Here is a 13,621-nt window from a genome sequence, read left to right on the forward strand (position 1 = left end):
CGCCCCGAACTCCCCGTAGAGCAGCCATCCAGACGCCTGCGCGACCTGCACCAGGGCGGGCTACAGTCGCTAAAAAACGATCCCCGCTGGTGCCACGCACCGCTTCGGCGCATCAAAAACGTGCTCAGAAAATGGCCAGGAATCAGCGAGAAACGGCCTGCAGGCGGTCATGTCGAGTAACAACGGAAAAGCGCGCGAAACGCTACAGGCCAGGAATTACGGGACTTTCAGAGCTGAAGAGCGATGCGAAGCGAGCCTGAACAGGCATCACGAATAAAAACTGGCACACCCCCTGCATTGGTAGAGACAACCAGTTTCGGGGACCTTGGTACAGGCAGGCCGGGGATCCCTCTTTTATGCAAGACCCTTCGCTGCCAGCGTCACCGCGTCGAGCCAGGCTCCGCGCGCGCACGGCGAAGGGGAACGGTTTTGGGGGCCTTGGTACAGGCAGGCCGGGGAACCCCCTTTCTTACACCGCCACGCCGTAACGGCAGCCACAGGCCCGGACAGCGCAGCGACAACCCTTTTGGGGACCCAGGTACAGGCAGGCCGGGGAATCCCCTTTCTTATCCCTCCCGCAGGCTGATCTGCAGCCGCCACTTGCCGTCCACCTCTGCACCGCTCCACTCCCCATGCAGGGGGCGGGTGGCCACGAAGTGCAGCAACAGCCCGTTCCGACTCATCTGCAATCGCCAGTTCAGCGCCTTGTCCCCCAGCTGCAGGTGGCCTTGCTGCGGCTCGGCGCTGGCATCGAAGAGAAAGGCCAGCGCACCGTCCATATGCTCCGCATGCTGGCGGGGTTCGTCGTTGAACCACAGCGCCAGGCCGCCCGGCACTTCCTCCACCCGTTCCAGGTGGATCGGCCCTGGCGCGGTCAGGCGGCCGATCATCATGCCCACCAGCAGTCCGAAAATCGCCAACGAGCCCAAAAAGCGCGGCCACATGCGCCGCCTCGGGTCCTCATCGGGAGTAGAATGCCGCCGGTTTTGGCGCTGGGGGCCACGCATGTTTCACGTCATCCTTTTTCAACCGGAAATTCCGCCGAACACCGGCAACATTATCAGGCTGTGCGCCAACTCGGGCTGCCACCTGCACCTGATCGAACCCCTGGGTTTCGAGCTCGACGACAAGCGCCTGCGCCGCGCCGGGCTGGACTACCACGAGTACGCCACCCTGCAGCGCCACGCCGACCTGGAAAGCTGCCTGGCGAGCCTGGGGCACCCCCGCGTGTTCGCCTTCACCACCAAGGGCACGCAGCTGTTCCACGAGGTTGCCTTCGAGAAGGGCGACGCCTTTCTTTTCGGCCCGGAAAGCCGCGGCCTGCCGGAGGAGGTGCGCAACGCCCTGCCGCCCGAGCAGCGCCTGCTCCTGCCCATGCGCCCCGGCTGCCGCAGCCTGAACCTGTCCAACACGGTGGCGGTGGCGGTCTACGAGGCCTGGCGCCAGCACGGTTTCAGCCTGGACTGAGGGCCATCGCCCGCCCACAAAAAAGCGCCCCTCGGGGCGCTTTTTTCATCCAGCGCGGATCAGGCGTTGGCCGGGGCTTCGCCGGCGGCCTGCAGGCGCGCCATTTCCTGCGCGTACAGGGCGTCGAAGTTCACCGGAGCCAGCATCAGCGCCGGGAAGGAGCCACGTACGACGAGGCTGTCCAGGGTTTCGCGGGCGTAGGGGAACAGGATGTTCGGGCAGAAGGCACCCAGGGTGTGGCTCATGGAAGTCGCATCCAGGCCCTTGATCAGGAAGATGCCGGCCTGCTGCACTTCGGCGATGAAGGCGGTCTCTTCGCCGTTCTTCACGGTCACGGAAAGGGTCAGCACCACTTCGTGGAAATCACCGTCCAGCGACTTCTGGCGGGTGTTCAGGTCCAGCGCCACGCTCGGGGTCCACTCCTGACGGAAGATCTCGGGGCTCTTGGGGGCCTCGAACGACAGGTCACGCACATAGATACGCTGCAGCGAGAATTGCGGGTTCTGGGCTTCCTGGGAAGCGCCGTTGCTTGCTTGTTCAGTCATGGCAGAGCCTTCTTGTTCGTACGTTTCTAGTGGGGTCACGCCTTGAGCAGAGCATCCAGCTTGCCCGCCCGCTCAAGGGCATAAAGGTCGTCACAGCCGCCCACATGGGTCGAACCGATCCATATCTGCGGCACCGAGGTACGCCCCGCCTTGCGGGTCATCTCGGCGCGGACGTCGGGCTTGCCATCGACACGGATCTCTTCGTACTGGACGCCCTTGTTGCCGAGCAATTGCTTGGCCCGGATACAGTAAGGGCACCAATCGCTGGAATAGATGACGACGGCAGCCATATTCACTTCACCAACGGCAGGTTTTCGCCGCGCCAGCTGCCGATGCCGCCAGACAGCTTGAGGGCGGTGAAGCCGGCTTTTTGCAGGTCACGGCAGACAGTGCCAGCGTGCTGGCCCATGGTGTCGACCACTATGATGGTCTTGTCCTTATGCTTATCCAGCTCCGCAAGGCGAGCAGCCAGCTTTTCGTAGGGGATGTTCAGCGAGTCGACGATACGACCGGCGGCGAAATCCTTGTTGCTGCGCACGTCGAGGACGATGCCCTGGCCACCGTTGACCAGCGCGGTGAGCTCGCGGGTGCTGATGCTGCGGCCACCACGACGCAGTTCGTGGGCGATCAGCAGCACCAGCAGGACGACGAAGGATGCGCTCAGCACATAGTGGTTAGTGGCAAATTCAATCAGGTGGGCGAACATCGACGGGTCCCGGGACGGTAAAATGCCGGCCAGTATACACAGCACCACAGGTCCACCAAACCCCGCACGGCGGTGACGTACAAGGAACTTGTACGTAAAATGCCGCTCCCTTTTTGATCTTCTTGTGCCATGCGAGTCGGACTTATGACAGCCACGCCCAAACCCCTGGTTCTGATCATCCTGGACGGCTTCGGTCACAGCGACAGTCCCGAATACAACGCCATCTACGCGGCCACCAAACCGGTGTACGACCGCCTGCTGGCCACCCAGCCCCACGGCCTGATCTCCGGCAGCGGCATGGACGTGGGCCTGCCCGACGGGCAGATGGGCAACTCCGAGGTCGGCCACATGAACCTCGGCGCCGGCCGCGTGGTGTACCAGGACTTCACCCGCGTCACCAAGGCCATCCGCGATGGCGAGTTCTTCAACAACCCGGTGATCGTCGAAGCCGTGGACAAGGCCGTCGCCGCCGGCAAGGCCGTGCACTTCATGGGCCTGCTCTCCGACGGCGGCGTGCACAGCCACCAGGACCACCTGGTCGCCATGGCCGAACTGGCCGCCCAGCGCGGTGCCGAGAAGATCTACCTGCACGCCTTCCTCGACGGCCGCGACACCCCGCCGAAGAGCGCCGAGCCGTCCATCAAGCTGCTCGACGACGCCTTCGCCCGCCTCGGCAAGGGCCGCATCGCCAGCCTGATCGGCCGCTACTTCGCCATGGACCGCGACAACCGCTGGGACCGCGTCGAAGCCGCCTACAACCTCATCACCGAAGGCCGGTCCGAGTTCACCGCCACCAGCGCCGCCGAAGGCCTGGCCGCCGCCTACGAGCGCGGCGAGAGCGACGAATTCGTCAAGGCCACCCGTATCGGCGACGCCGCCCCGGTGGAAGATGGCGACGCGGTGATCTTCATGAACTTCCGCGCCGACCGCGCCCGCGAGCTGTCCCGCGCCTTCGTCGAGCCCGGCTTCAAGGAGTTCCCGCGCCAGCGCGAGATCGCCCTGGCCGGCTACGTGATGCTCACCCAGTACGCCGCCAGCATCCCCGCGCCCAGCGCCTACAAGCCCGAATCGCTGAACAACGTGCTGGGCGAATACCTGGCCGCCAACGGCAAGACCCAGCTGCGCATCGCCGAGACCGAGAAGTACGCCCACGTGACCTTCTTCTTCTCAGGCGGCCGCGAAGAGCCCTTCGAAGGCGAGGAACGCATCCTCATCCCGTCGCCCAAGGTCGCCACCTACGACCTGCAGCCGGAAATGAGCGCCCCCGAGGTGACCGACCGCATCGTCGACGCCATCGAGAACCTGCGCTACGACGTGATCATCGTGAACTACGCCAACGGCGACATGGTCGGCCACACCGGCGTGTTCGAGGCCGCGGTCAAGGCCGTCGAGTGCCTGGACACCTGCCTCGGCCGCATCACCACGGCCCTCGACAAGGTCGGCGGTGAAGCGCTGATCACCGCCGACCACGGCAACGTCGAGCAGATGGAAGACGAAATGACCGGCCAGGCGCACACCGCGCACACCTGTGAGCCGGTGCCCTTCATCTATTACGGCAAGCGCCAGGTGAGCCTGCGCGAAGGCGGCGTGCTCGCCGACGTGGCGCCGACCCTGCTGACCCTGATGGGCCTGCCGGTGCCGGCCGAGATGACCGGCAAGACCATCGTCGAGCTGAAATGAGCAGCGCGCCGACCACCGGCGCAGCGGTTTCGTGTCGAACGCCCCAAAGCTCAGGCTTCGGGGCGTTTTTTTTGCCGAGCGCGACGGGCATACTAGGCCGGTCCTCCTCCCTGGTGCCGCACCTCCCCATGTTTCGCGTCCTCGCCTTCTTCCTCCTTGCCTGCCTGCTCACCCCGGCCATCGCCGACGAGCGCGCGCAGACCCAGCAGCAGCTGGATCAGGCCGCCAAGGACGTCGCCGAGCTGAAGAAGCTCCTGCAGCAGCTGCAGCAGGAAAAGAGCGGCGTGCAGCAGGACCTGAAGAAGACCGAGTCCGACATGGGCCAGCTGGAGAAACAGGTCAAGGACCTGCAGCAGGAGCTCGACAAGGGCGAAGACGAGGTCAAGCGCCTGGACCAGGAGAAAAAAAAACTCCAGGGCGCGCGTCTTGAACAGCAACGGCTGATCGGCATCCAGGCCCGCGCGGCCTACCAGAGCGGCCAGCAGGAATACCTCAAGCTGCTGCTCAACCAGCAGCACCCCGAGAAATTCGCCCGCACCCTCACCTACTACGACTACCTCAGCAAGGCCCGCCTGGAACAGCTCGACGCCTTCAACGAGACCCTGCGCCAGTTGGCCAACGTCGAGCGCGACATGGCTACCCAGCAGGCCGCGCTCATCGAGCAGAAAAGCGCCCTGGACGGCCGTCGCGAGCAGCTCGCCGGCCTGCGCAAGGAGCGCCAGCTGGCCCTGGCCAAGCTCAACAAGGACGTGACCGACCGCGACCAGAAGCTCAAGGCACGCCAGCAGGAGCAGGCCGACCTCGGCAAGGTACTGAAGACCATCGAGGAAACCCTCGCCCGCCAGGCCCGCGAAGCCGAGGAAGCGCACAAGCGCGAGCTGGCCGAACGGCAGCGCCAGGAAGACGAGCTCAAGCGCTCCCCGGCCGCCGCCAAATCCATCTCCGGGCCCCTGGTTTCAAGCACCGGGGGCAATTACGGCGGCCCTTTCGCCAGCGCCCGGGGCAAGCTGCCCTGGCCGGTCGACGGCCGTCTCGTTGCAAGATTTGGAACTCCTCGCGGCGAAGACGCACGAACTAAGTGGGATGGCGTGCTCATCGGCGCCAGCGCAGGCAGCCAGGTGCGTGCCGTACATGGGGGGCGCGTGGTATTCGCCGACTGGTTGCGTGGAGCCGGGTTGCTGGTCATCCTCGACCACGGCAACGGTTTCCTCAGCCTGTACGGGCACAACCAGAGCCTGTTGAAAAATGCCGGCGACATCGTCAAGGCGGGGGAATCCATCGCCACCGTCGGCACCAGTGGCGGGCAGGACACGCCCGCGTTGTATTTCGCCATTCGCCAGCAGGGCCGCCCCAGCGACCCCGCGCAATGGTGCCGAGCGCAAGGATAAGCGCCACTTCATCCAGTAGGAGTTGATTCGCATGCCGCATCTGTCCCGCCTTACCTCCCTGGCCATGGCCCTGGCACTGATCGGTGGCGCCTCGTTCGCCAACGCCGCCCAGGAGCCGCCGGCAACGGCACCCGCCCAGGCGCCGATGGCGAACGGCAAGGCACCGCTGCCCCTGGACGAGCTGCGCACCTTCGCCGAGGTGCTGGACCGGATCAAATCCGCCTACGTCGAGCCGGTGGACGACAAGACCCTGCTGGAGAACGCCATCAAGGGCATGCTCAGCAACCTCGACCCGCACTCCGCCTACCTGGAGCCCGAGGCCTTCCAGGAACTGCAGGAAAGCACCAGCGGCGAGTTCGGCGGCCTGGGCATCGAGGTGGGCACCGAGGACGGCTTCATCAAGGTGGTCTCGCCCATCGACGACACCCCCGCCTCCAAGGCCGGCATCCAGCCGGGCGACCTGATCGTCAAGATCGACGGCCAGCCCACCAAGGGCCTGTCGATGATGGAAGCCGTGGACAAGATGCGCGGCAAGGCCGGCAGCCCCATCGTCCTGACCCTGGTACGCGAGGGCGGCCAGCCCTTCGACGTCGAGCTCAAGCGCGCCGTGATCAAGGTCAAGAGCGTGAAGAGCCAGTTGCTGGACAAGAACTACGGCTACATCCGCATCACCCAGTTCCAGGTCAACACCGGCGAGGAAGTGGGCAAGGCGCTGGCCAAGCTGCGCAAGGAAAACAGCGACAAGAAGCTCGCCGGCCTGGTCCTCGACCTGCGCAACAACCCCGGCGGCGTGCTGCAGTCCGCAGTGGAAGTGGCCGACCACTTCCTCACCAAGGGCCTGATCGTCTACACCAAGGGCCGTATCGCCAACTCCGAGCTGCGCTTCTCCGCCGACCCGGCCGACGCCAGCGAAGGCGTACCGCTGGTGGTGCTGATCAACGGCGGCAGCGCCTCGGCGGCCGAGATCGTCGCCGGCGCCCTGCAGGACCACAAGCGTGGCGTGCTGATGGGCACCGACAGCTTCGGCAAGGGCTCGGTACAGACCGTGCTGCCGCTGAACAACGACCGCGCCCTGAAGCTCACCACCGCGCTGTACTTCACCCCCAACGGCCGCTCCATCCAGGCCCAGGGCATCGTCCCGGACGTGGAAGTGGCCCGAGCCAAGGTCACCCGCGAGCAGGACAGCGAGAACTTCAAGGAAGCCGACCTCGCCGGCCATCTCGGCAACGGCAACGGTGGCGCGGACAAACCCAGCTCCGGCAAGGCCAAGTCCGCCCAGGCCCGCCCGCAGGACGACGACTACCAGCTGAGCCAGGCGCTGAACCTGCTCAAGGGCCTGAACGTCACCCGCGGGGATTGAGGTGAGCCGGGGAGCCTGGCTGCTGGCGCTGCTGCTTGGCGCGTCGGCGACCCAGGCCCGCGAACCCCTCCCGCCCCTGCCCCGGCTGCCCCTCTCGGCGCCGGAGCAGGTGGTGCCCACCCAGCCGCAACCCATCCAGCCCGGCCCTATCCGACTTGGCCCCGAGCAACCGGCCAGCGCCGCGCCTAGCGCCACCACTGCCCCGGTGGCAGTCCCGGTACCCCCGCCCGCCAAGGCCGACAAGCCCACAAAGACCGTTCCCCCTGCCCCGGCAACCCCGCTCGATAGCCGCCAGCACCCTCGCCTGACCCTGGTGATCGACGACCTCGGCCAGACGCCCGAACGCGACCGCCGCGTGCTCGCCCTACCCGGCCCGGTGGCCCTGTCGATCATCCCCGACGCGCCCCACGCCACCCAGCTGGCCAATACCGCCCACGCCGCCGGCAAAACGGTGATGCTGCACCTGCCCATGGACCCGGCCGGCGGCCCCTTCGCCTGGCACCCGGGCATGCCGGTGGACGAGTTGCAGCGCCGCCTCGACGCCGCCTTGCGCGTGGTGCCCCACGCCCAGGGCCTGAACAACCACATGGGCAGCCGCATGACCGCCCAGCCCCAGGCCATGGCCTGGCTGATGCACCGCCTGCAGGGCGACCACCGCTTCTTCATCGACAGTCGCACCAGCGCCGCCACCGTGGCCGCCGCCGAAGCGCAGAAGATCGGCCTGGCCAGCCTCTCGCGGGACATCTTCCTCGACGACGACATGCACCCCGATGCCGTCGCCGCCCAGTTCGCGGCAGCCCTGAAGCTCGCTCGCAAGCAGGGCTCGGCGGTGATGATCGGCCATCCGCACCCTGCCACCCTGGCGCTGCTCGAACGCGAGCTGCCGCGCCTGAAGGCACAGGGGTTCGAACTGATCGGGGTGCAACAGATGATCGCCCTGCGCAGCAACCGCGCCATGGCCGCCCACGGCAAGGCCGGGGTCTATCGCTGAGCCGGCGTGCGCCAGCGCATGTTCCCCGGCATCGCGGCTGGGCAAACGTGCGGCGAGTCCTTAGGCTTCAGCGCCTCTCCTGCAAGGATGCCGTTCCATGTCCCGTCGCGTCTCCCTGATCAAGGCCTTCCTCCTCCTGGCGTTCGTCATCGCCGCGGCGGTGCCCACGGGCTATATCTGGATCATCGTCAGCGCCAAGCTGGAACTCGGTGGTGCCAGCCCGGGCGAAGAGGTCGTGGGCACCACCAGCCGCGTCGAGCAGCGGGCCCGCCAGCAATACTGCACCGGCGTGCTGGCGACACCGAAGAACACCTGGCTGGTCGGCCGAATGGACCGCGCGGAAAAGGCCGAGGACCAGCCCGGCATCGACCTCGATGCACTGATCCGTGGCAGTGCTGCCGAACAGAATGACGACGAGCCCTCGGGCTTCAGCGGCCTATTCGGTGGCGGCTTCTCCAGCGACCCGCAAACCAGCTACCTGTCGCGCCTGGATGCCAACGGTGAGTTCGTCCAGGTCGCCCGCCTCGGCGACACCGCCTGCCTTGTGGCGACGCCCGATGGCGCCACCCTGTTCCTGCTGACTGGCGTCAACCGCCCCCAGGGCGCGCAGCAGACGGACGTCCAGCAGACGGTGATCCTGCGCAGTGACGACCAGGGCGGCAGCTGGATGCCCCTCGAACAAGGCTTGCTGGCTGACGCCAACAGCCTCGCCTGGTCGCTCGAACCCTACTTCTTCGATAGCCAGCAGGTCTGGGCCTGGGCCAGCCTGCCGCAGAGCAGCAGCACCTATGGCGAGCCCGAAGACCTGCGTGGCGGCCTCTACTACTCGCCCGACCTCGGCACCACCCGCGAGGCGATCACCGCCAGCGACGACCTGCTGCTCCGCCTCGCGGACATCCGCAGCCGGGCGCCGGACGGCGTCAACTGGGGCGACTACAACGGCGAGTACGGCCGCATCACCAGCCACATCCGACAGTTCGACGACCAGCACGCGGCGATCTGGGTCTCGCAGTCCTTTCTCTACGGCGAGCCGGGCGGCAAGTACCTGACCACCCCGGTGTTCGTCACCAGCAAGGCCCGCCTGGTACGGGAAGGCGGCCAGTGGCGGATGGGCCCGCTGGAACGGGAGTTCGGCCTGCACCTGGACGAGGTCGTGAGCAACGACGACAAGCGCGTGATCGCGGTGATCGAGCGCGAAGGGGACGCGGCCACCCAGGTTGCCGAGCTGGACCCGCAGACCCTTGCCTGGCAGCCCCATGGCAGCCTACCCAGTCCGTTCTGGCCGCTGCCCTCCGGCACCGGCCTGCGCGGTCTGGAAATCGGCAAGGGCGTGTTGGTGGCCAACGTCGACAGCAGCTACCGCGTTCCCCTCTGGCTCTACCCCACCAGCGACGGCGACCCGGCAACCATCTCCGCCAACGCCGTGTTCTATTCCAGGGACTGGGGTCACAGCTGGAGCCGCCTGGCCATCGAGGGCTACCTCGGCGTGCAGGGGCTGGACCCGCGCACCGACCGTGTGTTTTGGGCCGAAGGCGACTGGTACGACGTCAACCCGGACCCGCGCATCCACAGCTACCGCCTGGACTGACGCGCACGGCGAAGTCCGCCGGTCGGCCTGTGTCGGAACGTTCATTTCGGGGGAAGGCGGCCCGCGCAGATAGCGAGGCCGGGGCGTAGCGCCCAGCGCACCAGAACAGTGCAAGCGCTACCCACCCAGCGAGGTGGGTAGCGGCAGGCGGGATTACAGGTAGTTCTTGGTCACTTCTTCGACGAAGCCTTCGGCGCGCATCTGGTCGAGGGCCTTTTGCAGGCGCTCGATCACTTCGTCCGGGGTGTCCTTGTTGAAGGCCAGGTACAGCTCGGCATCGTTGAAGCGCAGCACGGTCTGCAGGCCGGTGACGCCCTCCTGCTTGGCCAGGTAGCGGCCGACCGGGTCGGTGGCGGCCCAGAGGTCGATCTGGCCCTTGATCAGCTTCTTCACGTTTTCCTGGTCACGCAGGGCGTTCTGCGGGGACAGGCCCTGGCTTTCCAGGTACTGGCTGACGGCGTCGTTCTTGTAGGCACCGATGCGGTATTGGCCGGCGCTCTTCAGGTCCTTGAGGGCGATGTTGTTGCCCGGCGCGGCGAGCAGCACCCAACCGGTCTTGGCCACGGGGCCGACCCACTTGAACAGCGGCTGGCGCTCGGGGGTGAAGGTGGTGGAGAACAGGCCGTAGTTGGGCTTGTCCAGGGTCAGGCGGTAGAGCCGGTCCCAGGGGAAGCGCAGGGTCAGGGTGTACTGGATGCCCGCGCGCTTGAACATCTCGCGGACGATATCGGTGCTGATGCCGTCGATGCCGTCGTCACGGGCGAAGTTCTTATCGTCCACCGCCATGTTGAAGGGAGGGAAGTTCTCGGTCAGCAGCACGACCTTGTAGTCGGCCGGGAGCTCGGCGCGGGCCCCGAAGGCCAGGAACATCAGGCCCAGGGTCAGGGCGCTTCTCATCAGTTTATGCATTGTCATCCGCTCGCTTGAATTTGTGGTTATGGCTAGCGACTTCCCTGCATGGGCAAGCAAGCCCACGGACGTACGGCACCACTCGTCCTGCCTTCCAATGGCAAGCGACCGGCTCTTGGCCGGTCGCTGGGTGTCACAGGTAGCTGTTGAGGATCTGGTCGACCACGCCCTCGGCGCGCATCTTGTCCAGTGCGTCCTGCAGACGCTTGACCACCTCGTCGGGGGTTTCCTTGTTCAGCGCCAGGAACAGCTCGGCCTTGTTGAAGCGCAGCACGGTCTTCAGACCGGAAACGCCTTCCTGCTTGGCCAGGTAGCGGCCGGCGGGGTCACCGGTGGCCCAGAGGTCGATCTGGCCCTTCTCCAGCTTCTTGGCGTTTTCCTGGTCGCGCAGGGAGGTGGACGCCTCGATGCCCTTCTCGGCCAGGGCCTGGGAGATGGCGTCGCCCTTGTAGGCGCCGACCTTGTACTGCTTGGCCTGCTCCAGGCTGGAGAGGCTGATGGTGCTGTCGCCACGGGCGAGCAGGACCCAGTCATCCGGGCCAATGGGGCCGACCCACTTGAAGGACTGTTCACGCTCGGGCAGGCGGGCGGTCACGAAGATGCCGTAGTCGGGCTTCTCCATCGCCAGCTTGTAGATGCGATCCCAGGGGAAGCGCAGGGTCAGGTTGTACTTGATGCCCGCGCGCTTGAACATTTCCTTGACCACGTCCACGGCGATGCCGTCGACGTTGTCTTCCTGAGCGAAGTTCTTTCCATTGATCGCCATGTTGTAGGGCGGGAAATTCTCCGTCAGCAGCACCACCGAGTAATTCTCATCCACGTCGGCGCGGGCGAATCCGGCCAGCACCATGAGAGTGCCCGCCAAAGCGAGCAGGAGGCGTTTCGACATATACAACTACCTTGTAAGGAGGGATGGGAAAAACCGCTGAGTCGGTCCCCGTGGGTACAGGGTAACGACGTCAGCCGCCCAGGCTGCGAACCGGATCACGGTTGCAGCCGAAGCTCAATTAAAGGCAAGAATCGTGCTCAGCGCACGACAATGCCGCGACTGACGAGATAAGCCTTGGCTTCCGGGACGGTGAACTCGCCGAAATGGAAGATGCTCGCCGCCAGCACCGCGTCGGCCTTGCCTTCGAGGATGCCGGCCGCCAGGTGCTCCAGATTGCCCACGCCACCGGAGGCGATCACCGGAATGCCCACGGTTTCGCTGATGGCGCGGGTGACGCCGAGGTCATAGCCGCTCTTCACACCGTCCTGGTCCATGCTGGTGAGCAGAATCTCGCCAGCGCCCAGATCTTCCATTTTCTTCGACCAGGCCACGGCATCCAGGCCGGTGGGCTTGCGCCCGCCGTGGGTGAAAATTTCCCAGCGCGGCGTTTCCCCAGGCGCGGAAACCTTCTTCGCGTCGATGGCGACCACGATGCACTGGGAGCCGAAACGCGCGGCGGCTTCGCCGACGAACTCCGGATTGAACACCGCGGCGGTGTTGATCGAAACCTTGTCCGCACCGGCATTGAGCAGGTTGCGAATGTCCTGCACGGTGCGCACGCCACCGCCCACGGTCAGCGGGATGAACACCTGGCTGGCCATGCGCTCCACCGTGTGCAGGGTGGTGTCACGGCCATCGACGCTGGCGGTGATGTCGAGGAAGGTGATCTCGTCCGCGCCCTGCTCGTCGTAGCGACGGGCGATCTCCACCGGGTCACCGGCGTCGCGGATGTTCTCGAACTTCACGCCCTTCACCACGCGGCCGTTGTCCACGTCGAGGCAGGGGATTATGCGTTTAGCCAGGGCCATGCTTTTTCTCCGAAAAACAGCTGCAGGCTGCAAGCGGCAAGCTTCAGGAGCGAGCCAGTGCCAGCAGCGCCGTTACGTGTCGCTTATGGCTTGCCGCTTGCCACTGCATCGCAGAAGGCCTGGGCCTCGGCGACGTCCAGGGTGCCTTCATAGATGGCACGGCCGGTGATGGCGCCGATGATGCCGGGGGCCTTGGCCGCCAGCAGCTTCTCGATGTCACCCAGGTTGTGGATGCCGCCGGAGGCGATCACCGGAATGCGGCTGGCGGCGGCCAGGGCCGCGGTGGCCTCGACGTTGCAGCCCTGCATCATCCCGTCCTTGGCGATGTCGGTGTAGACGATGGCGGAGACGCCGTCGGCTTCGAAGCGACGGGCCAGGTCCACGGCCTGCACGGTGCTGACTTCAGCCCAGCCGTCGGTGGCGACGAAACCGTCCTTGGCGTCCAGGCCGACGATGACCTTGCCCGGGAAGGCCTTGCACGCCTCGGTGACGAACTCCGGCTGCTTCACCGCCTTGGTGCCGATGATCACGTAGCTGACGCCGGCCTTGACGTAGTGCTCGATGGTTTCCAGGGAGCGGATGCCGCCACCGATCTGGATCGGCAGGCCCGGGTAGCGCTTGGCGATGGCGGTGACCACCTCGCCGTTCACCGGCTGGCCTTCGAAGGCGCCGTTGAGGTCCACCAGGTGCAGGCGGCGGCAACCGCCGTCCACCCACTTGGCGGCCATGCTCACCGGGTCGTCGGAGAACACCGTGGAATCTTCCATGCGGCCCTGGCGCAGGCGCACGCAGGCGCCGTCCTTCAGATCGATAGCGGGGATAATCAACATGTCTTTTTTCCTAACGTCAAAAAGAGCGACAAGTTGCGAGCCTCAAGCTGCAAGCAGGCGCATTCGTGTCTCTTGCAGCTTGGCTGCCTGTCGCTTTCAGCTACCTTTTTCGAGCGCCCACAAGTCGCTCTCGATGCTTTCGAACCTGTCTTTCAGGTGCGCCTGCACATCGAAGATCGCCTTGTTGTAGAAACTCGGGGCGAATTCCCGGGCGAAGAAATCCAGCACTTCCTCGGCCTCGAAGGAGCCCAGCTCCAGCTCGAAGCGTTCCGCCATGAACTGCTTGATCGCCAGCACGGCGTCCTGCGTCTGGGCGGCATCGAGTTGCAGCACGGGGGCCTTCTTGGCGCGGCTCATGGC

Annotated in this window: 15 protein-coding genes; 6 read left to right on the forward strand and 9 right to left on the reverse strand. The window is 65.8% G+C overall.

Translation table 11 applies throughout. The features are described from left to right. Positions 1-566 precede the first annotated feature (566 nt). Positions 567-1,007, reverse strand: a complete 441-nt coding sequence (locus tag PSm6_RS08225; protein ID WP_031287447.1) for a hypothetical protein — start codon at positions 1,005-1,007, stop codon at positions 567-569. Here PSm6_RS08225 and PSm6_RS08230 point away from each other — a divergent pair. Continuing rightward, complete coding sequence (locus PSm6_RS08230; RefSeq protein ID WP_043240558.1) at positions 1,006-1,467, forward strand: tRNA (cytidine(34)-2'-O)-methyltransferase; 462 nt, start codon at positions 1,006-1,008, stop codon at positions 1,465-1,467. The genes PSm6_RS08225 and PSm6_RS08230 overlap by 2 nt on opposite strands. A 59-nt stretch (positions 1,468-1,526) precedes the next feature. Here the strand turns inward: PSm6_RS08230 and secB are convergent, their stop codons facing one another. Genes secB through PSm6_RS08245 form a run of 3 tightly spaced genes read right to left on the reverse strand, consistent with a single transcriptional unit; the run spans position 1,527 to position 2,718 of the window. Beyond that, positions 1,527-2,012: a protein-export chaperone SecB gene (gene secB, locus PSm6_RS08235; protein ID WP_265170010.1), complete on the reverse strand. Its 486-nt coding sequence runs from the start codon at positions 2,010-2,012 to the stop codon at positions 1,527-1,529. Positions 2,013-2,047: 35 nt separating this feature from the next. Continuing rightward, positions 2,048-2,302: a glutaredoxin 3 gene (gene grxC / locus PSm6_RS08240; protein WP_021218676.1), complete on the reverse strand. Its 255-nt coding sequence runs from the start codon at positions 2,300-2,302 to the stop codon at positions 2,048-2,050. 2 nt (positions 2,303-2,304) lie between these two features. Then, a complete protein-coding gene (locus PSm6_RS08245) occupies positions 2,305-2,718 on the reverse strand; it encodes a rhodanese-like domain-containing protein (protein ID WP_021218675.1) in 414 nt (137 codons plus the stop codon). Between the two features lie 144 nt (positions 2,719-2,862). Between PSm6_RS08245 and gpmI the strand changes: the two genes are divergently transcribed. The 5 genes from gpmI to PSm6_RS08270 all read left to right on the forward strand — a co-directional run bounded on the left by gpmI (position 2,863) and on the right by PSm6_RS08270 (position 9,725). Beyond that, a complete protein-coding gene (gpmI, locus tag PSm6_RS08250) occupies positions 2,863-4,398 on the forward strand; it encodes a 2,3-bisphosphoglycerate-independent phosphoglycerate mutase (protein WP_043240555.1) in 1,536 nt (511 codons plus the stop codon). A 128-nt stretch (positions 4,399-4,526) separates the two neighbouring features. After that, positions 4,527-5,786 carry a murein hydrolase activator EnvC family protein gene (locus PSm6_RS08255; RefSeq protein WP_265170011.1) on the forward strand — a complete coding sequence of 420 codons (1,260 nt, stop codon included), beginning with the start codon at positions 4,527-4,529 and terminating at the stop codon, positions 5,784-5,786. Positions 5,787-5,817: 31 nt separating this feature from the next. After that, positions 5,818-7,146, forward strand: a complete 1,329-nt coding sequence (locus PSm6_RS08260) for a S41 family peptidase (protein WP_021218672.1) — start codon at positions 5,818-5,820, stop codon at positions 7,144-7,146. A 205-nt stretch (positions 7,147-7,351) separates the two neighbouring features. Further along, entirely contained in the window at positions 7,352-8,137 is a 786-nt protein-coding gene (locus PSm6_RS08265; RefSeq protein ID WP_051241792.1) for a divergent polysaccharide deacetylase family protein, read from the forward strand. A gap of 97 nt (positions 8,138-8,234) precedes the next feature. Next, positions 8,235-9,725, forward strand: a complete 1,491-nt coding sequence (locus PSm6_RS08270; RefSeq protein ID WP_043240544.1) for a hypothetical protein — start codon at positions 8,235-8,237, stop codon at positions 9,723-9,725. A gap of 153 nt (positions 9,726-9,878) precedes the next feature. Here the strand turns inward: PSm6_RS08270 and PSm6_RS08275 are convergent, their stop codons facing one another. The 5 genes from PSm6_RS08275 to PSm6_RS08295 all read right to left on the reverse strand — a co-directional run bounded on the left by PSm6_RS08275 (position 9,879) and on the right by PSm6_RS08295 (position 13,618). Further along, on the reverse strand, positions 9,879-10,634 hold the full coding sequence (locus tag PSm6_RS08275; RefSeq protein ID WP_043240542.1) for a substrate-binding periplasmic protein: 756 nt from the start codon (positions 10,632-10,634) through the stop codon (positions 9,879-9,881). A gap of 133 nt (positions 10,635-10,767) precedes the next feature. Next, positions 10,768-11,523 (reverse strand): substrate-binding periplasmic protein, encoded by a 756-nt coding sequence (locus PSm6_RS08280; RefSeq protein WP_021218668.1) that lies wholly within the window; start codon positions 11,521-11,523, stop codon positions 10,768-10,770. 137 nt (positions 11,524-11,660) lie between these two features. After that, complete coding sequence (gene hisF / locus PSm6_RS08285; protein WP_265170012.1) at positions 11,661-12,431, reverse strand: imidazole glycerol phosphate synthase subunit HisF; 771 nt, start codon at positions 12,429-12,431, stop codon at positions 11,661-11,663. Positions 12,432-12,514: 83 nt separating this feature from the next. Next, positions 12,515-13,261 carry a 1-(5-phosphoribosyl)-5-[(5-phosphoribosylamino)methylideneamino]imidazole-4-carboxamide isomerase gene (gene hisA / locus PSm6_RS08290; RefSeq protein WP_021218666.1) on the reverse strand — a complete coding sequence of 249 codons (747 nt, stop codon included), beginning with the start codon at positions 13,259-13,261 and terminating at the stop codon, positions 12,515-12,517. 96 nt (positions 13,262-13,357) lie between these two features. Further along, a complete protein-coding gene (locus PSm6_RS08295; RefSeq protein WP_043240538.1) occupies positions 13,358-13,618 on the reverse strand; it encodes a DUF2164 domain-containing protein in 261 nt (86 codons plus the stop codon). Positions 13,619-13,621: the final 3 nt, after the last annotated feature.

The organism is Pseudomonas solani (assembly GCF_026072635.1).
Lineage (GTDB): Bacteria > Pseudomonadota > Gammaproteobacteria > Pseudomonadales > Pseudomonadaceae > Metapseudomonas > Metapseudomonas solani.

Coding starts and splice junctions, on each gene's coding strand:
- gpmI (WP_043240555.1), top strand. CDS start 2,863: ATGACAGCCACGCCCAAACCCCTGGTTCTGATCATCCTGGACGGCTTC.
- PSm6_RS08270 (WP_043240544.1), top strand. CDS start 8,235: ATGTCCCGTCGCGTCTCCCTGATCAAGGCCTTCCTCCTCCTGGCGTTC.
- PSm6_RS08260 (WP_021218672.1), top strand. CDS start 5,818: ATGCCGCATCTGTCCCGCCTTACCTCCCTGGCCATGGCCCTGGCACTG.
- hisF (WP_265170012.1), bottom strand. CDS start 12,431: ATGGCCCTGGCTAAACGCATAATCCCCTGCCTCGACGTGGACAACGGC.
- grxC (WP_021218676.1), bottom strand. CDS start 2,302: ATGGCTGCCGTCGTCATCTATTCCAGCGATTGGTGCCCTTACTGTATC.
- secB (WP_265170010.1), bottom strand. CDS start 2,012: ATGACTGAACAAGCAAGCAACGGCGCTTCCCAGGAAGCCCAGAACCCG.
- PSm6_RS08280 (WP_021218668.1), bottom strand. CDS start 11,523: ATGTCGAAACGCCTCCTGCTCGCTTTGGCGGGCACTCTCATGGTGCTG.
- PSm6_RS08230 (WP_043240558.1), top strand. CDS start 1,006: ATGTTTCACGTCATCCTTTTTCAACCGGAAATTCCGCCGAACACCGGC.
- PSm6_RS08275 (WP_043240542.1), bottom strand. CDS start 10,634: ATGCATAAACTGATGAGAAGCGCCCTGACCCTGGGCCTGATGTTCCTG.
- PSm6_RS08225 (WP_031287447.1), bottom strand. CDS start 1,007: ATGCGTGGCCCCCAGCGCCAAAACCGGCGGCATTCTACTCCCGATGAG.
- PSm6_RS08255 (WP_265170011.1), top strand. CDS start 4,527: ATGTTTCGCGTCCTCGCCTTCTTCCTCCTTGCCTGCCTGCTCACCCCG.
- PSm6_RS08245 (WP_021218675.1), bottom strand. CDS start 2,718: ATGTTCGCCCACCTGATTGAATTTGCCACTAACCACTATGTGCTGAGC.
- hisA (WP_021218666.1), bottom strand. CDS start 13,261: ATGTTGATTATCCCCGCTATCGATCTGAAGGACGGCGCCTGCGTGCGC.
- PSm6_RS08295 (WP_043240538.1), bottom strand. CDS start 13,618: ATGAGCCGCGCCAAGAAGGCCCCCGTGCTGCAACTCGATGCCGCCCAG.